Annotated in this window: 17 protein-coding genes and 1 pseudogene; all 18 read left to right on the top strand. The window is 59.8% G+C overall.

Features of this window, described 5'->3' with window-relative positions; genetic code table 11:
* Positions 1-78: 78 nt before the first annotated feature.
* Positions 79-711: an adenylate kinase gene (locus ACXPUX_RS01405; RefSeq protein ID WP_005921841.1), complete on the top strand. Its 633-nt coding sequence runs from the start codon at positions 79-81 to the stop codon at positions 709-711.
* 2 nt (positions 712-713) lie between these two features.
* Positions 714-1,503, top strand: a pseudogene (map, locus tag ACXPUX_RS01400) (type I methionyl aminopeptidase).
* A 231-nt stretch (positions 1,504-1,734) separates the two neighbouring features.
* Positions 1,735-1,869 (top strand): hypothetical protein, encoded by a 135-nt coding sequence (locus tag ACXPUX_RS01395; RefSeq protein ID WP_458829470.1) that lies wholly within the window; start codon positions 1,735-1,737, stop codon positions 1,867-1,869.
* 130 nt (positions 1,870-1,999) lie between these two features.
* Positions 2,000-2,251 carry a translation initiation factor IF-1 gene (gene infA / locus ACXPUX_RS01390; RefSeq protein ID WP_005937979.1) on the top strand — a complete coding sequence of 84 codons (252 nt, stop codon included), beginning with the start codon at positions 2,000-2,002 and terminating at the stop codon, positions 2,249-2,251.
* A 35-nt stretch (positions 2,252-2,286) separates the two neighbouring features.
* Positions 2,287-2,400 carry a 50S ribosomal protein L36 gene (gene rpmJ / locus ACXPUX_RS01385; RefSeq protein ID WP_005921832.1) on the top strand — a complete coding sequence of 38 codons (114 nt, stop codon included), beginning with the start codon at positions 2,287-2,289 and terminating at the stop codon, positions 2,398-2,400.
* Between the two features lie 82 nt (positions 2,401-2,482).
* Positions 2,483-2,854: a 30S ribosomal protein S13 gene (gene rpsM / locus ACXPUX_RS01380; protein ID WP_458829467.1), complete on the top strand. Its 372-nt coding sequence runs from the start codon at positions 2,483-2,485 to the stop codon at positions 2,852-2,854.
* A gap of 14 nt (positions 2,855-2,868) precedes the next feature.
* Positions 2,869-3,279, top strand: a complete 411-nt coding sequence (rpsK, locus tag ACXPUX_RS01375) for a 30S ribosomal protein S11 (RefSeq protein WP_005921825.1) — start codon at positions 2,869-2,871, stop codon at positions 3,277-3,279.
* Between the two features lie 20 nt (positions 3,280-3,299).
* A complete protein-coding gene (gene rpsD / locus ACXPUX_RS01370) occupies positions 3,300-3,902 on the top strand; it encodes a 30S ribosomal protein S4 (protein ID WP_005921823.1) in 603 nt (200 codons plus the stop codon).
* Between the two features lie 112 nt (positions 3,903-4,014).
* Positions 4,015-4,971 carry a DNA-directed RNA polymerase subunit alpha gene (locus ACXPUX_RS01365; RefSeq protein WP_458829464.1) on the top strand — a complete coding sequence of 319 codons (957 nt, stop codon included), beginning with the start codon at positions 4,015-4,017 and terminating at the stop codon, positions 4,969-4,971.
* Between the two features lie 27 nt (positions 4,972-4,998).
* Positions 4,999-5,340, top strand: coding sequence for a 50S ribosomal protein L17 (gene rplQ / locus ACXPUX_RS01360; RefSeq protein ID WP_005934891.1), 342 nt, complete (start codon positions 4,999-5,001; stop codon positions 5,338-5,340).
* Between the two features lie 826 nt (positions 5,341-6,166).
* The gene (locus ACXPUX_RS01355) at positions 6,167-7,480 is read left to right on the top strand and encodes a hypothetical protein (RefSeq protein WP_458829461.1); all 1,314 of its coding nucleotides are present in this window, start codon (positions 6,167-6,169) and stop codon (positions 7,478-7,480) included.
* 17 nt (positions 7,481-7,497) lie between these two features.
* Positions 7,498-8,202, top strand: a complete 705-nt coding sequence (locus tag ACXPUX_RS01350; RefSeq protein WP_458829459.1) for a response regulator transcription factor — start codon at positions 7,498-7,500, stop codon at positions 8,200-8,202.
* 87 nt (positions 8,203-8,289) lie between these two features.
* Complete coding sequence (locus tag ACXPUX_RS01345) at positions 8,290-9,714, top strand: sensor histidine kinase (protein ID WP_249241220.1); 1,425 nt, start codon at positions 8,290-8,292, stop codon at positions 9,712-9,714.
* A 132-nt stretch (positions 9,715-9,846) separates the two neighbouring features.
* Positions 9,847-10,794 carry a DUF1385 domain-containing protein gene (locus tag ACXPUX_RS01340; protein ID WP_458829457.1) on the top strand — a complete coding sequence of 316 codons (948 nt, stop codon included), beginning with the start codon at positions 9,847-9,849 and terminating at the stop codon, positions 10,792-10,794.
* The gene (locus ACXPUX_RS01335) at positions 10,788-11,759 is read left to right on the top strand and encodes a N5-glutamine methyltransferase family protein (protein WP_458829455.1); all 972 of its coding nucleotides are present in this window, start codon (positions 10,788-10,790) and stop codon (positions 11,757-11,759) included. Before ACXPUX_RS01340 ends, ACXPUX_RS01335 begins: the two co-directional genes overlap by 7 nt.
* Positions 11,760-11,875: 116 nt before the next feature.
* On the top strand, positions 11,876-13,051 hold the full coding sequence (gene recA, locus ACXPUX_RS01330; RefSeq protein ID WP_081028509.1) for a recombinase RecA: 1,176 nt from the start codon (positions 11,876-11,878) through the stop codon (positions 13,049-13,051).
* On the top strand, positions 13,052-13,555 hold the full coding sequence (locus tag ACXPUX_RS01325) for a regulatory protein RecX (protein ID WP_458829453.1): 504 nt from the start codon (positions 13,052-13,054) through the stop codon (positions 13,553-13,555).
* 442 nt (positions 13,556-13,997) lie between these two features.
* On the top strand, positions 13,998-15,323 hold the full coding sequence (gene rimO / locus ACXPUX_RS01320) for a 30S ribosomal protein S12 methylthiotransferase RimO (protein WP_458829451.1): 1,326 nt from the start codon (positions 13,998-14,000) through the stop codon (positions 15,321-15,323).
* The last annotated feature ends 1 nt before the right edge of the window (position 15,324 follow it).

The raw sequence follows: 15,324 nt of genomic DNA, 5'->3' as shown, positions 1-15,324 counted from the left end.
CGCTCATACTTTTCAGTGCTTTTTTGCTTTTGTACGGTATGTTTCTATCATGTGACATATAAGAAAGGAAGCGATCCTATGAATCTGATCCTGTTGGGCGCACCCGGCGCAGGCAAAGGCACGCAGGCCGAGATCATCTGCGCAAAGCTGAACATCCCTTCCATCAGCACCGGCAACATCCTGCGCGCTGCTGTCAAGGAGGGCACCGAGATGGGTCTGAAGGCCAAGAGCTTTATGGACGCCGGCGCACTGGTGCCCGATGAAGTCATCATCGGCATCCTGAAGGAGCGTCTGGCACAGGCTGACTGCGCCAACGGCTTCATTCTGGACGGCGTGCCCCGCACTATTGCGCAGGCCGAGGCCATCGAGACCATGGGCATCCGCATCGACAAGGTGCTGGAGCTGCAGGTTGAGGACAGCGTGATCGTGGAGCGCATGAGCGGCCGCCGCGTCTGCGAGAAGTGCGGCGCAAGCTACCACATCCTGAACAAGAAGAGCAAGGTGGAGGGCGTCTGCGACCTGTGCGGCGGCAAGACCGTCATCCGCAAGGACGACCAGCCCGCGACCGTGCTGGATCGTCTGAAAGCCTACCATGAGCAGACCGAGCCGCTGGTGGAGTTCTACCGCACCCGCGGCAAGCTGGCAGAGATCAAGTTCTGCCCCTCCATCGAGGAGACTACGGCTGAAGTCATGAAGGCTTTGGAGGCATAAGCGTGATCCAGATCAAAAATGCAAAAGAGCTGGACGGTATGCGCCGGGCAAACGCCCTGAGCGCAGCTGCCCTGAAGTACGGCGGAGAGCATATCGAAGCAGGCATGACCACCTGGGAGCTGGACAAGCTGATCTACGACTTCATCGTGAAGCACGGCGGCATCCCCAACTTCAAGGGTCTGTACGGTTTTCCCGGCACAGCCTGCATCAGCCTGAACGATACCGTCATCCATGGCATCCCCTCTCATGATATCGTCATCCGCCCGGGTGACATCGTGAGCATCGACACCGGTGCCAAGGTGGACGGCTTCAACGGCGACAACGCCTGCACCTACGCGGTGGGCAAGGTGGACTTGGAAGCCCAGCGCCTGCTGGAGGTGACCAAGGCTTCTCTGTACAAGGGCATCGGGCAGGCCGTGGCGGGCAACCGCATCGGCGATATCGGCTACGCCGTGCAGAGCTACTGCGAGGACGCGGGCTTCTCTGTGGTGCGTGACTTTGTGGGTCACGGCACCGGCAAGGAGCTGCACGAGGACCCCGAGGTGCCCAACTACGGCCATCAGGCCGCGGCCCCGGCTGGTGCCCGGCATGACCATCGCCATCGAGCCGATGATCTGTCAGGGAGACTACAAGATCAAGCAGCTCAGCGACGGCTGGACTGTCAAGACCAAGGACGGCGGACTGGCTGCCCACTTCGAGCACTCCATCGCCATCCTGAAGGACTGCACCGAGATCATGACTCGTAGCTGGGATGACCCGGATTTTGACCCGGCCACCTTCAGCCTGAAGTAAGCAACCTTTATAAAGGAGCCGCTGCACAGATGATGTGCAGCGGCTCCTTTCTCTTTTCACCCCTGCAATTTGTGCAATTGTGACAAGTTTTCGTGAAAAAGTTTCACCTTCACGGTGGAGAAACGCGAAAGCCGGACGGGGCAGAAAAGAGCTTTGACACAGAATAATTTTTTATCGGAAATACGGAAAAAACCTCTTGCAAATTGACAACAAAAGGTGTATAATCTATAAATGGCTGTGGAAGCCAGATACTTCCTCGACGGACAGGCTCAGTCTGCCCGTTTTGCGGATTTTGTGCCGCAGGAGATGAAGTATGTGGCGCTCATCGCCACCTGTCCGTCTGAGGATCGGCGTAAAGGCTCTTGAAAAGAGAAGCGGCAAACTGCACAAAAACGGGCGCAGGCACGGAGGAATGCAGTGCTTTCTGTTTTCTGGGGCGGGAGCACCGGTGCTCAATTATGACAAACTGAGCGGATCCAATAAGGAGGCAAATAGCTTGTCTAAAGAAGACGTCATCGAGATCGAAGGCATTGTGCGTGAAGCCATGCCCAACGCCATCTTTAAGGTGGAAATGTTGAGCGAGGATAAGAACACCGGGAAGCTCACTCCCAGCGGTCACATCCTCTTAGCGCACATCTCCGGCAAGCTGCGGACCAATTTCATCCGTATCCTGCCCGGGGACAAGGTAACCGTGGAAATGTCGCCCTATGATCTTTCTAAGGGCCGCATCACCTGGCGCTCCAAATAAGCGTCAGGGCATCAACCAAAAGGAGGTTCAACATCATGAAGGTCAAGCCTTCCGTGAAACCCATCTGCGAAAAGTGCAAGGTCATCCGCCGCAAAGGCCGCGTGATGGTCATCTGCCAGAACCCCAAGCACAAGCAGCGCCAGGGCTAATTCGGGCGCTTGGGGGTCAAGTGCGTAGAGTCCCGGCGCAGACCCCGACACTGACATGGGATGATTTTTGGAGGAAACTACTATGGCACGTATTGCCGGCGTTGACCTGCCCCGCGAGAAGCGCGTTCAGGTGGGTCTCACCTACGTTTATGGTATCGGCCAGACCACTGCTAACAAGATCCTGGAAGCAACTGGCATCAACCCCGATACCCGCGTCAAGGATCTGACTCTGGACGAAGAGGCTAAGATCCGTGACTACATCGATCAGGCAAACATCATCGTTGAAGGCGACCTGCGCCGCAACGTGGCTCTGGACATCAAGCGTCTGGTCGAGATCCAGTCCTTCCGTGGCACCCGCCATCGCAAGAATCTGCCCTGCCGCGGCCAGCGCACCAAGACCAATGCTCGTACCTGCAAGGGTCCCAAGCGCACTGTCGCAAACAAGAAGAAGTAAGGAGGATTTGAGAAATGGCAAGTGCAAATAACGCCAAGAAGGGCGCAAATGTCCGCATGAAGCGGAAAGAGCGCAAGAACATTGCTGCTGGTCAGGCTCACATCCAGTCTACCTTCAACAATACTGTCGTTACTATCACCGACCTGCAGGGTAATGCAGTGTCTTGGTGCTCCTCCGGCTCCCTGAACTTCCGTGGCAGCCGCAAGAGCACCCCGTTCGCAGCTCAGTCCGCTGCCGAGACCGCAGCTAAGACTGCGATCGAGCACGGCATGAAGACTGTTGAAGTTTACGTCAAGGGCCCCGGCGCTGGCCGCGAGTCCGCTATCCGTGCGCTGCAGGCTACCGGTCTGGAAGTCACCCTGATCAAGGACGTGACTCCCATCCCCCACAACGGCTGCCGTCCCCCGAAGCGCCGTCGTGTCTGATCGAAGGAGGAAATTGAATTATGGCAAAGAATACGCAGCCTATCGCAAAGCGTTGCAAGGCCCTGGGCATTTCTCCTGCGGTCATGGGCTATGCAAAGAAGAATACCACCCGCAACTCCAACGGCAACGTCCGCAAGAAGCAGTCTGAGTACGCATCTCAGCTGAAGGAGAAGCAGAAGGTCAAGTTCATCTACGGCGTTCTGGAGAAGCAGTTCCACAACGCTTACCTGAAGGCAGAGTCTCGCCCCGGCAAGACCGGTGAGAACCTGCTGCAGATCATGGAGTGCCGTCTGGACAACGTCGTGTTCCGTCTGGGCTTTGCTCAGACCCGCCGCGACGCTCGTCAGCTGGTGTCTCACGCTCACTTCACCGTCAACGGCAAGAAGGTCAACATCCCCTCTTACCAGGTGAAGGCTGGCGATGTGATCGAAGTGCGCGAGTCCAGCCGCAGCTCTGCAAAGTTTGCAAAGCTGACCGGTGCCGAGGCTCCCGTCGTGGCTCTGCCTGCATGGCTGAACCGCGAGACCGGTTCTCTGAAGGGCGTTGTCGCTAAGCTGCCCGAGCGCAGCGATATCGACTACGAAGTCGCAGAGCACCTCATCGTCGAGCTGTACTCCAAGTAATCCATTAAGAAGGCGGTGCCTTCCTTTTGGATGGTACGCTTTCGCATTCTTTTTTTGAAAGAATTCAATAATGGGCCGGTGGCAACACCGGTTTGACAAGGAGGGCATAGATATGATGGAGATTGAACGTCCCAAGATCGAAACGGCAAGCCTGTCCCCGGACGGTCGCTACGGCAAATTCGTGGCAGAACCTCTGGAGCGTGGCTTTGGCATCACACTGGGCAATAGCCTGCGTCGTGTGCTTCTTTCCTCTCTGCCCGGTGTCGCCGTGACCAGCGTCAAGATTGACGGTGTGGTCCACGAGTTCTCCACCATTGAGGGCGTCAAGGAAGACGTTACCGAAATTGTCCTGAACCTGAAGGGTATTGCTGCAAAGCTGTACACCGATGGTCCGAAGACAGTGCGTGTTGAGGCAGTTGGTCCCTGTGAGGTCACTGCTGACAACATCAAGCAGGGCGACGACATCGAAATTCTGAACCCTGAGTGGCACATTGCAACTCTGGGCGAGGGTGCCAAGCTCGTTATGGAGCTGACTTTCGACAAGGGTCGCGGCTATGTGCCCGCAGAGCGCAACAAACAGGCTATCATCGAGAAGAACGATATCAACACCCTTCCCGTTGACAGCATTTACACCCCTGTGCTCAAGGTGAATTATAACGTCGAGAGCACCCGTGTTGGACAGGCCATTGATTACGACAAGCTGACCATTGAGGTTTGGACCGATGGCACGATCAACGCACAGGAGGCCGTTTCTCTGGCTGCCCGTGTGCTGGCCGAGCACCTGAACCTGTTCGTCAACCTGTCGGACGAGGCCGCCGGCGCTGAAATCATGGTAGAAAAGACCAACGACGACAAGGAGAAGGCTCTGGAGATGACCATCGAAGAGCTGGATCTGAGCGTGCGTTCCTTCAACTGCCTGAAGCGCGCAGGCATCAACACGGTGGAAGATCTGGTCAGCAAGAGCGAGGACGAGATGATGAAGGTCCGTAACCTCGGTCGCAAGAGCCTGGAGGAAGTCATGGCTAAGCTGGACTCCCTTGGCTTCAAGCTGAACACGGATGACGAATAACTAAAATAATTTAAGGAGTGAAACGGGATGCCCGGTACCAGAAAGCTCGGTAGAACCAGCGACAGCCGCAACGCTATGATGCGCGCTATGGTTACCTACCTGTTAGAGAATGGCAAGATTGAGACCACTGTCACTCGCGCTAAGGACGTTCGTTCCATGGCCGAGAAGATGATCACCCTTGGCAAGGCCAGCGACCTGCACACCAAGCGTCAGGTCTACGCCTACATCACCAAGGAAGATGTTGCAAAGAAGCTGTTTGACGAGATCAGCCCCAAGTACGCTGACCGCAACGGCGGCTACACCCGCATCATCAAGATCGGCGCTCGCCGCGGCGACGCAGCTGAGATGGCAGTTCTGGAGCTCGTCTGATCCTGCTCTGACTGTTTGATACAGTAACAAGAGAAACCATTGCACAGCTTTTGTGCAGTGGTTTCTTTTTTGTTATAGGGGCTGGTACCCCCTCAGTTGCTGCGCGATGGATTCCAAAAGGGGGAGCCTTTCGATGCTGCCGCAAAGTTTCCCGCCACCGCTGAAGCCTTCACCTGCCGGGGGAAGGTGGCGCGCAGCGCCGGATGAGGAGCAGCACCCGTTAGCCTTGCACGCCCTCTCAGGCGCTCCCGCGCCAGATTCCCCCTTTTGTCACCTACGGTGACATCTTCCCCCGGAGCGGGGGAAGTCTTTCCTCTCACAAGGGGAGAGCCAAGCCGTTATGCTCGTTGCTAAAGTTTTAAGTGTAATGAGAAAGTTTCCGGCAGTGCTCTTGGCTCTCCCTTTGGGAGAGCTGTCACCGCAGGTGCCTGAGAGGGCGAGCCCACTCTCCCCGCAGCGCCGCGCTTTCGCGGAAAGCGGTGCGGCAGCTGCCGTTTCCCTCCACGACCCCACCTATGAAAATGCAATGCCGGAGCGTCCGCAGACGCTCCGGCATTGCTCTATTAAAAATAATCTTTCCGCTGCAACGACGACGACCGCCGCCAGCGGCGGAAACAGGGAGCAGCTGTTGGGGCAGCGGCCAGCAAGATGCGAGTGCCGCCCAAGGCACGATGCGGATACTGGGTGCCGCAACCCGGAAGACGCGGCGCGCATTCAAAATCGTCCCACGCGCAAGCTTGCCGGATATGCCTCACCCCCTTTTTTGTGCCCGCAAAGTGTGGTATACTGAAAATAGCATTTTATGCCCGGAAGGAGGTTGACCGGTATGAACAGGACCCGCAGGCTGCGGCTGGTGCTGTGTATGCTGCTGTGCTTTGTGCTGTGCAACTGCCAGACCGTGCTGCCGGCCAACGAAAAGGCACAGGTAGAGGAGCTGCTGCGTGCCCCGAAGCTTTCCGGCGATTACGGCGCGCTGCAAACTGCCCTGAACGACTGGCTGGGGGAGAGCGCCCAGCTGAAATATCCCATTCAGGGCGAGCTGCTTTCTCCCTTTGTGCTGCAAGATTTGGACGGCGACGGTCAGCAGGATGCGGCGGTACTGTATACCACCGCCCAGACCGCCAACGTTTGCGTGGCCATTTTGCAGCGGGATGACGCCGGAAGCTGGCAGGTGCGCCAGAGCGTGGAAGGTCTTGCCGAAACGGTGGAGAACGTCAGCCTTGCCCAATTGCAGGATACAGACAGCTGCCAGCTGGTGGTGGGCTATACCGCCGCCCAGAATGACCACTATCTGGCGGTGTATTCCTATCAGGACGGCACCCTGTCCACCATTCTGGAGCAGCAGTACGAGCAGTATCTGGTGGAAAATATCACCGGCGGCAGCAGTCAGGATCTGATCCTGATGTCCACGCAGGAGGACGGCAGCGTGCAGATCGAGCTGCTGACCGCGGACCGCAAAGGCAGCTTCCGGCAGGTGGCAGTCAACGGCCTTTCCGCAGATAAGTTCTCCGGCTGCGCTTCGGTGGCGGCGGGCGCAGGCGCGGACGGGCGGCACTATCTGGTGCTGGACGGCTGGACCGGCATTTCCGGCAACAATCTGGCCTCGGTGCTGCTGTGCTACGATGAGAACAGCCAGCAGATGGTGCCCGCCACAAGGATCAGCAGCCAGCGGCTGTATAATGCCTCTCTGCGCAATGTGCCTACGCTGGTCAGCCGGGACTTGGATGGGGACGGCATCGTGGAGATCCCCACCCAGCCGGACGAGGCGGGTCTGCTGAACCTGAGCCAGAGCCGCCGCATGGACTTTATCGTCTGGATGGACTACACCAGCAGCCACCCGGAAAAAAGCTTTGGCCTGCTGGACGAGGAGACCAACTGTTATATCGAGCTGCCCGCCGAGTGGGAGGGCAATCTGAAACTGGCCGACAGCGAGGAATATGATGACGCGGTGGAGCTGCGCACCGTAGACGAGGATCAGCTGGTGCTGACGGTACGGCTGGCAAGGACCTCGGCCAACTCCACCGGCTGGACCCGGCTGGGCGTGGTGGCGTCCCGTCAGGTGCAGGCCAAAATGGGCCCGGGCGTTTTGCTTGCCGACACGAACTACCGCCTTTCCAAGGCGTTGTATCTGCTGAATTAAGGAATGGAGGATGCTGCATGGTACGAGTGCTTGTTGTAGAAGATGAAGCCAATATCCGCGATATGATCGCCCTGAACCTGCGCCATGCGGGGATGGAGGTAGTGGAGGCCGAAAGCGCCGAAGCCGCCCTGCCGCTGCTGGCGCAGAAGCCCGGCTGCGATGCCGCCATTCTGGACGTGATGCTGCCGGGCATGAACGGGTTCTCGCTGTGCGAGACCATCCGCCGCACCGACCAGCAGATCGGCATCATCATCCTCAGCGCGAAGGGGCAGGAGCAGGATAAGATCCGCGGTCTGTCCATCGGTGCAGACGATTACATGACCAAGCCCTTCAGCGTCAGCGAGCTGCTGGCGCGTGTGGAGGCGCTGTGCCGCCGGGTCATCCGCACCAAGGAAGGGGAGAGCCGGGAGAACACCCCGCTGGGTACCCTGACCAGCGGCGACTTTGTGCTGGACGAGAACCGCCGCGTGCTGCTGAAGGCCGGTCAGCCCATCGAGCTGACGCAGGTGGAGTTCCAGATCATGGAGCTGTTCTTCCGCAACCCGGGTACCGCGCTGGTGCGCGAAAAGATCCTGAAAGGGGTCTGGGGCGAGAACTACTTCGGCGATGTAAAGATCGTGGATGTGAACATCCGCCGTCTGCGCATGAAGGTGGAAGACGAGCCCAGCCACCCCACCCACATCATGACCGTGTGGGGCTACGGCTACCGGTGGGAAGAATAAAAATGTGATTCAGGAAAGTCCTGCGGACTTTCCTGAATCACAAAAAATATTTTTTTCGTCTATACTCACCGAAAGGAGGACACTGTTATGCGAAGCGGTATCACCCGCCGCTGGCTGCGGGGCAACCTGCTTATCACCGTACTGGTGGTGCTGCTGGCCGAGGCAATGTTTTTGTACAGCTATACCCGCAGCTACTACGGCAGTGTGCAGCAGATCATGTACCGGCGGTTCTCCTCGGTGACCGGTCAGCTGAAAATGTATACCGGCGATACCGCCCAGAGCGCCGCCGCCAGCCGCAGTCTGGCGCTGCGGCGCATGGTGGAACAGTTTGCCGATAAGGATAAATACGAGTTCATGCTGCTGGACAGCTACGGCGGCGTCATCGCCTCCTCCAGCGGTACAGATGCAGAGGGCATCGTCAGCAGTAAGGATTTTGAACAGGCGCTCGGCGCACCGGACGGACTGGGCGTGGCGGTGTACCGCACCCAGTCCGGCGAGATGGTCATGGCGGCCTGCTCGCTGGTGCCCTACGACGCCGAGGACGTGGCTGCTCTGCGGCTGGTCACCAGTCTGGCGCTGGTGGAGCGGCAGGTCAAAAACGCCGTTATCGTCAGCGGATTCATTGCAGTGGCAATTTTGCTGTTTACGGTTATGTCCGGCCTGTACTTTGTGCGGGGTATTGTGGTGCCGCTGGGGCAGGTGGAGCGCACCGCCGCCGGCATCGCCCGGGGCGAGCTGGATGTGCGTCTGCCCCTGACCGGCGACCCCCACGACGAGGTGGACCGGCTGCGCGGCACCATCAACCAGATGGCCGAGGGGCTGGAAGAGACCGAAAAGATGAAGAACGAGTTCATCAGCTCGGTGTCCCACGAACTGCGCACCCCGCTTACCTCCATCCGGGGCTGGGTGGAGACCTTGATGACTTTGGACGACCCCACCGACGAGAACTACCGCAAGGGGCTGGAGATCATCAACAATGAGACCGGGCGGCTGAACAACATGGTGGAGGAGCTGCTGGATTTCAGCCGCCTGCAGAACGGACGCATCCGCATGGAGTGCCGCCCGCTGGACTTGGTGGCAGAGCTGACCGATGCGGTGCTCTTCTGCGAGGCACGCATCCGGCAGGAGGGGCTGTTGCTTCACTACACCGAGCCGGAGGAGATGATCCCCGTCTACGCCGACCCTGACCGTCTGCGGCAGGTGTTCATCAATATTCTGGATAACGCCATCAAATACTCTGCCCCCGGCGGACGCATCACGGTCAAGCTGTGGGCAGGGGAGTACAAGGCCTTTGTGGAGATCATCGATCAGGGGCGCGGCATCCCGCCGGAGGATCTGGAAAACGTAAAGACCAAGTTCTACAAGGGCAGCAACTCGGTGCGCGGCAGCGGCATCGGTCTGGCGCTGGTGGATTCCATCATGACTGCGCTGGACGGTACGTTGGATATCAAGAGCACCCTCGGGCGCGGCACCGTGGTCACCTTGGGTCTGCCGCTGTACCATAAGGCGTGAGCAATGCCCCCAGAACACAGATTTTGTCACATTTGTGTGCTAGAATAAATTTTGCCCGGGTCTTGACCCGGATAAAATACAAAAAGACCGCTCTTTGCCCAAAGCGGCAGGGGCGGATATCGGGAGAAACCAATGAATCAACCTAAAAAGGAACGCTTTAAAACCAGCGTGGGCGGGCAGGCGCTGATGGAGGGCATCATGATGCGCGGCCCCAAGCAGATGTGCTGCGCCGTGCGCAAGCCGGACGGCACCATCGAGACCAAGCTCGACCCTACCCCCGCCCACGGGGTATGGACGAAGATCCCGCTGGTGCGCGGCGCTATTTCTATGATCGAGAGCATGATCGTGGGCTACCGCTACATGATGTACTCGGCACAGGTGAGCATGGGGGACGACTACGACCCCGCCGAGGAGGAGACCGCCTTTGAAAAATGGGTGGGGGAGCATCTGGGCGAGAAAGCCGAGAACGCACTGTTGACCGTGGCTGCGGTGCTGGGCGGCCTGCTGGCCATTTTGCTGTTCACCGTGCTGCCCACCTTCCTTGTGGGCGGGGTGAACCGTCTGCTGCCGCTGGGGCGCTGGGGCAAGGTGGTGCTGGAGGCCGTGCTGAAGGTGGCCATCTTCCTGACCTATATGGTGGGCATCTCCAAAATGAAGGAGATCCATCGCGTGTTCGAGTACCACGGTGCGGAGCACAAGACCATTGCCTGCTACGAGGCGGGCGACCCACTGACCGTGGAGAACGTGCGCAAGTACACCCGCTTCCATCCCCGCTGCGGCACCAGCTTCCTCATTCTGGTGGTCATCGTCAGCGTGTTCTTGTACAGCGTGCTGCCGTGGGGCAGCATCGGTCTGCGGGTGGTGTGCAAGCTGCTGCTGCTGCCGCTGGTCATGGGCATCAGCTACGAGCTGCTCAAGTGGTGCGGCCGGTCGGACAATATTGCCACCCGCATTATCCGGCAGCCGGGCATCTGGGTGCAGCATCTCACCGTCTTTGAACCGGACGACAGCATGATCGAGGTGGCCATTGCAGCCGTTACCCCCGTGCTGCCGGAGACCCCGGAGGAGGGCAAATGGTAAGCGAAGCAATGCTCCCCCGCGCAGCGGTGCGGGAGGTGGAGCAGCGGCTGACCGCCGCAGGCTGCCCGGACGCAGATTTTGACGCGCGGGAGCTGTTCCGGCTGGCGACCGGGCGGGACGTGCGCCTTTCCGACCGCCCGCTGACCGCAGAGCAGGCAGCGGCGCTGGAAGTGCTCTGCACCCGCCGTGCCGCGCGGGAGCCGCTGCAATACCTCTGCGGCAGCTGGAGCTTTCTGGACTTTGAGCTGGCGGTGGGCCCCGGGGTGCTCTGCCCCCGGGCAGACACCGAGGTGGTGGCGCAGGCCGCCGCCGAGACCCTTGCGGGCATCGCATCGCCCCGGGTGCTGGACCTGTGCGCCGGCACAGGCTGTCTGGGGCTGGGGGTCAAGCGCTTCTGCCCCGCCGCGCAGGTGACCTGTGTGGAAAAAAGCCCGGCGGCCTTTGCTTATCTGGAAAAGAACGCCCGCTGCGCTCTGACCGGGCAGGGCAGACAGACCGAGAACGTGCTGGAACCCTCTGCCTTAGAGCAGGCGGATGCCCCTGCTTTTGACTGGGGCCCGGCGCTGAACGCGCTGCGGGCAGGCAAAAAGCCCGCCTACGCGGTGCAGCCGGTGCAGGCAGATCTGTTCACCTACTGGGAAACGCTGCCGGAGGGGCAGCTGGAACTCATCGTCTCGAACCCGCCCTACCTGACCGCTGCCGAGATGGAGCAGCTGCAGCCCGAGGTGGCGCAGGAACCTGCCATGGCGCTGGAAGCCGGGGAGGACGGCCTTGTGTTCTACCGGGCGCTGGCGCAGCACTACCAAAATGTGCTGTGCCCCGGCGGGGCGCTGGTGCTGGAGATCGGCTGGCAGCAGCGGGAAGCCGTAACCGCCCTGCTGGCTGAGAACGGCTGGGCAGAGATCCGCTGCATCCAGGACTTTGGCGGCAACGACCGCTGCGTGATCGCCCATCGCCCAAAATAAATTGGAAAAAACAAACAACTTCTTGTTGTAATATTTTGATTTTGTGTTATACTAAGAAGGAAAGCAAAGCACCGCCCGCCCTCTGCGGGCCCAAAGGATAAAAGGAGCAGCAGGCTATGGCAAAAAATCAGAACAACAACGTTGCACCGGCTACCCAAAAGACCGAGCCGGAAGCCAAGAAGGACGCGCTGGCTACGGCGCTGGCGCAGATCGAAAAGCAGTTCGGCAAGGGCGCCGTTATGAAGCTGGGCGACAACGCCTCCATGCAGGTGGATGCCATTTCCACCGGCAGTCTGGGGCTGGATCTGGCGCTGGGCGTGGGCGGTGTGCCGCGCGGCCGCATCATCGAGGTGTACGGCCCGGAATCCAGCGGTAAGACCACGCTGGCACTGCACATCCTTGCCGAAGCCCAGAAGAAGGGCGGCGAGGTGGCCTTTATCGACGTAGAGCACGCACTGGATCCCACCTATGCCGAGGCACTGGGCGTGGACATCAATAACCTGCTGGTCAGCCAGCCGGACACCGGCGAGCAGGCTATGGAGATCTGCGAGGCACTGGTGCGCTCCGGTGCCATCGATGCCATCGTAGTGGACTCGGTAGCCGCCATGGTGCCCCGCGCCGAAATCGAGGGCGAGATGGGCGACAGCCATGTGGGTCTGCAGGCACGTCTGATGAGTCAGGCTATGCGCAAGCTGACCAGCGTCATCGGCAAGACAAACACGGTCTGCGTGTTCATCAACCAGCTGCGTGAGAAGGTGGGCGTCATGTACGGCAACCCGGAGGTGACCACCGGCGGCCGCGCCCTGAAGTACTACGCCTCGGTGCGTATCGACATCCGCCGCGTGGAGGGTCTGAAGGACTCCTCCGGTCAGTTCATCGGCAACCACACCCGCGCCAAGATCGTCAAGAACAAGGTGGCTCCGCCGTTCCGTGAGGCCGAGTTCGATATCATGTTCGGCGAGGGCATCTCCAAAATGAGCGAGCTCATTGACGTGGGCGTCAAGCTGGGCATCGTGCAGAAGAGCGGCGCATGGTTCAACTACGGCGATATCCGTCTGGGTCAGGGCCGCGACAATGCCAAGCAGTTCTTAAAGGATAACCCCGAGATCGCCAATGACATCGAGGGGCAGATCCGCGCCAACGCCGATAAGCTGTACGCCACCCGCCGCCCGGCAGGCCGCGCCGCAGCCGCAGCGGAAAAGCCCGCCGAGCCCGCCGCCGCAAAGGAGCCGGTAGTCAAGGCACCCACCCGCAGCAGCGAGAGCGAGCTGGACATCATGGTGGAGGACTAAATGGCCTTCTACCGACGCCGACCCCGCCCGGATGCGGAAAAGTGCGCCGACCCCGCCAAGGCGCGGGCCAGCGCGCTGGAAACGCTGGCCGGGCAGGAGGTCTCTGCCAATATGCTGTATGAGCGGCTCTGCCGCCGCTATACCGAGCAGGCCGCCGCCGCCGCTGTGGCGGAGATGGTGCAGCTGGACTATGTGAACGATGCCCGCTATGCCGAAGCACGGGCGCACAGCCTGCTGGCTGCCCGCAAAAGCCGCCGCGCCGCCGCCCAGAGCCTGCGCCAGAAGGGGCTTGCTCCCGCCGAGGTAGCAGGTGCGTTGGAAGCGGTCTACGCCCCGGAGGACGGCGATGACCCGGAGCTGGAAGCCGCCGCCGCGCTGGTGGACAGCCGCTACCGCAAAAAGCTTTCCATCGGCCGCCGAGACCTTGTGGTGGCCGCTCTGCAGCGCCGCGGCTTTGCCTACCCTGTCATCAAAGAAGCCATCCGCAGGGTGGAGGAGGAATAAAACGCCCTCTCAGGCGCTCCCGCGCCAGATTCCCCCTTTTGTCACCTACGGTGACATCTTCCCCCGGAGCGGGGGAAGTCTTTCCTCTCAGGGAGAGCCAAGCCGTTACGTTCGTTGCTGAAGTTTTAAATGTAATGAGAGAGTTTCCGGTAGTGCTCTTGCCTCTCCCTTTGGGAGAGGTGGATTTGCGAAGCAAAGACGGAGAGGGCGCACGCCGTTTCCCTCGGTGCTAAAGTCTCAAGTGCAATAAGAAGCTTTCCCGCCATGCTAAAGGCTCCCTCCCAGAGGGAGCTGTCAAAACCGACAGGTTTTGACTGAGGGAGTTCGTTCTAAACCCCTCCTGTGAAAATAGCGTTTGGAGCGCTCCGCGGAGCGCATTTTAAATCCTTAAATCGTCAAAATCAAAAGCATCCCTCAAAAGAGAAAGAGAGTATCGTCCCTTATGAAAATTGCGTGTATTTCCCTTGGCTGCCCGAAAAATCAGGTGGATCTGGATGTGATGGTGCACATCCTGCTGTCTGCCGGGCACGAGACCGTGGCCGATCTGGCCGAAGCCGATGTCATTCTTGTGAACACCTGCGGCTTTATCGAGAGCGCCAAGACCGAGGCCATTGAAAACATTCTGGAAGCCTGCGCTTACAAGCAGCAGAACCCGAACCTGAAGGTCATCGTTACCGGCTGCCTTGCCGAGCGCTACCGCAGCCAGATCGAGGAAGAGATCCCCGAGGTTGACGCTGTTGTGGGCTGCGCCTCCAACAAGGCCATTGACACCATCGTGGAGCGGCTGTTCCACGGCGAGGATCATCTGGAAAGCTACGGCGCCAAAAAGGACTTCCCGCTGGGCGGCAAGCGCGTCATCGGCACGCCCGCCCACTATGCGTACTTAAAGATCGCCGAGGGCTGCAACAACCGCTGCCACTACTGCGCCATCCCGGGCATCCGCGGCCCGCTGCGCAGCCGCGATATGGCCGACTGCGTTGCCGAGGCCCGCTGGCTGGCCGGTGAGGGCGTGAAGGAGCTTATCGTTGTGGCGCAGGACCCCACCGCCTACGGCGAGGACTGGGGCAAGCCCGGCAGCATCTGTGAGCTGCTGGACAAGCTGAACAAGGTGCCGGGGCTGGAATGGATCCGCATCATGTACGCCTACCCGGAGCGCATCACCGATGAATTCATCGCCGCCATGAAGCGCAACGAGAAGGTGGTGCCCTACCTCGATCTGCCCATCCAGCACTGCAATGATACCATCCTCAAGAACATGAACCGCCGCTCCACCCGTGCGGAGCTGTTGGAGGTCATCGGCAAGCTGCGCCGCGAGATCCCCGGCATCACCCTGCGCACCACCCTGATCGCGGGCTTCCCCGGCGAGACCGAGGAGCAGTTCGAGGATCTGTGCAACTTCGTCAAAGAAGTGCAGTTCGACCGTCTGGGCTGCTTTGCCTACTCCGCCGAGGAGAACACCGTGGCAGCACGGATGGACGGTCAGATCGAGCAGGAAGTCAAGGACAAGCGCGCCGAGCTGGTGATGCAGATCCAGACCGGCATCATGGCGCAGAAGCAGGCCGAAAAGGTGGGCCAGACCGTGCACGTTCTGTGTGACGGCATCGACGAGGAAAACGGCCTGTACCTCTGCCGCACCACCGGCGATGCGCCGGAGGTGGACGGCTGCGTCTGCGTTTCCAGCGAGGAACCGCTGTACCCCGGCCAGTTCTATGATGTGCTGGTAGAGGACAGCGACCTTTACGATCTGTATGGTACAGTCGTAAAATAAC

This window comes from Faecalibacterium sp. PGM34, assembly GCF_054456555.1.
Note: the sequence above shows the minus strand (reverse complement) of the source record. Positions and strands in the feature narration are given on the sequence as shown.